The sequence below is a fragment of the Rhodoplanes sp. SY1 genome, assembly GCF_046000175.1.
GTDB lineage: Bacteria > Pseudomonadota > Alphaproteobacteria > Rhizobiales > Xanthobacteraceae > Rhodoplanes.
Genome location: NZ_JBEOMB010000263.1, coordinates 1 through 2,066, shown reverse-complemented (window position 1 = coordinate 2,066; position 2,066 = coordinate 1). Strand labels below are relative to the sequence as shown.

Here is a 2,066-nt window from a genome sequence, read left to right as displayed (position 1 = left end):
CAAAGGTGCGCCGAGGCGCGCCGTGCCCACGCCGACGGGCGCTGTCGATCACACTCGGCCGCCGGTGCGCGACCGCGTGGGAACGCTTCGCTTTGCCCACCCTACGTCTCCGGCCCTTCTCCTCTCCCCACATCGCTCGTGCCCGGGGCTCACCCCCCTCCCTATCCCTCCCCCACAAGGGGGGAGGGAACGGGGTGTTGCACTGTCGGAATTTCATCTCACGCGAATGCACGATCAGGCCGGTCTCCTCCAGCTCGCGGAGCTGCCGGGTCAGGACCCGCTGGGTGACGCCGGGCAGCTTGCGGCGCAGCGCGTTGAAGCGCAGGCAGCCGTCGAGCAGGTGGTAGAGCACGACGCCCTTCCACTTGCCGTCGATCAGGTCGAGCGTCGCCTCGACCGGGCAGCCAGGGCCGCAGTCGTACCGTCGCGCCGTCCTCGCCATGGTATCCTCTAAGATACTTAGAGCCCAATTTGTGCATTCTTGCGCTCAGCGAGCATAGTGACACATTCGCCGACGAACAACGCGGGCTCGCGAAGAGCCAGAGCCCACCCGGTCCAGGAGATCCCACCCATGCGTGCCGTCGGCTTCACCCGCTCGCTGCCCATCGACGACCCCGAATCGCTGATCGACCTGACCCTCGAGCGACCGGTGCCGACCGGTCGTGACCTGCTGGTCGAGGTCGCCGCCGTGTCGGTGAACCCGGTCGATACGAAAGTGTGGAAGCGGACCGAAACTAATGGAAAGCCTGTCGTTCTCGGTTACGACGCGGCCGGCGTGGTGGTCGCGGTCGGGCCCGACGTGACGCTGTTCCGGCCGGGCGACGAGGTGTTCTACGCCGGCTCCATTGCCCGGCCCGGCACCAATTCCGAGCTCCACCTGGTCGACGAGCGGATCGTCGGCGGCAAGCCGCGGAGCCTGGGCTTCGCGGCCGCCGCGGCGCTGCCGCTGACCGCCATCACGGCCTGGGAGATGATGTTCGACCGCCTCGGGATTCCGCGAAGCCGGGATGGCCGGGACGGGGGCCCCGCCCTGCTGCTGATCGGCGGCGCCGGCGGCGTCGGCTCGATCGCCATCCAGCTCGCCCGCGCCCTCACCGACGTCACAGTCATCGCCACCGCCTCGCGGCCCGAGACCGCCGACTGGGTCCGCGGCCTCGGCGCCCACCATGTCGTCGATCATTCCCAGCCGATGGCGCCGCAGCTCGCCGCCATCGGGCATGCCACCGTGCCCTATATCTTCTCCACCACGAGCACCGACCAGCACTTCGACACGATCGCCGAGGTGATCGCGCTCGCAGGGCACGCTCGGCCTGATCGACGATCCGGGACCGATCGACGTGCGCAAGCTGAAGCGCAAATGCGCCTCGCTGCACTGGGAGCTGATGTTCACCCGGCCGCTGTTCGGGACCGCGGACATGATCGAGCAGCACCGGCTGCTGAACGCGGTCGCCGATCTGGTCGATGCCGGTCGCATCGCGACCACGGCGACCGAGACGCTCGGCCGCATCGACGCGGCGACGCTGCGCCGTGCCCATGCCCTGATCGAGAGCGGCCGCACTCGCGGCAAGCTGGTCCTCGAAGGATTTTAAGGCGTTAGCAGGGGCTTCGAAACCACCGTCGCAAAACCCAACGCAAAACGGCCGGGGCGAGCCCCGGCCGTTCGACGAATTTCCATGGTTAACAGGACGTTACGGTCAGACCTTCTCGACCTGCCCGAACTCCAGCTCGACCGGGGTGGCGCGGCCGAAGATCGACACCGCGACCTTGATGCGGGAGCGGGCGTCGTCGACCTCCTCGACCACGCCGTTGAACGAGGCGAACGGCCCGTCGGAGACCCGCACCTGCTCGCCGATCTCGAACGAGACGGTCGGCTTCGGCCGCTCGATGCCCTCCTGCACCTGGTGCAGGATGCGGCCGGCCTCGGCCTCGGAGATCGGCATGGGCTTGTTGTCGCTGCCGAGAAAGCCGGTGACCTTCGGGGTGTTCTTGTGGTAGGCCTCGTCGGTGAGGTCCATCTTCACCAGCACGTAGCCGGGGAAGAACTTGCGCTCCGAATCGACCTTGCG

The 2,066-nt window shown here is 68.0% G+C and carries 2 protein-coding genes and 1 pseudogene; 1 reads left to right on the top strand and 2 read right to left on the bottom strand.

Going from position 1 to position 2,066, the window contains the following annotated elements; all coding sequences use genetic code 11:
• On the bottom strand, positions 1–442 hold a 442-nt coding region (locus ABTU92_RS29025), incomplete at its 3' end, for a winged helix-turn-helix transcriptional regulator (protein WP_408095027.1).
• Between the two features lie 129 nt (positions 443–571).
• Between ABTU92_RS29025 and ABTU92_RS29020 the strand changes: the two are divergent.
• A pseudogene (locus tag ABTU92_RS29020) lies at positions 572–1,589 on the top strand (zinc-binding alcohol dehydrogenase family protein).
• A 105-nt stretch (positions 1,590–1,694) separates the two neighbouring features.
• On the opposite strand, the gene nusG reads toward ABTU92_RS29020, so the two are convergent.
• The coding region (gene nusG / locus ABTU92_RS29015; RefSeq protein ID WP_408095026.1) for a transcription termination/antitermination protein NusG at positions 1,695–2,066 on the bottom strand (372 nt) is incomplete at its 5' end.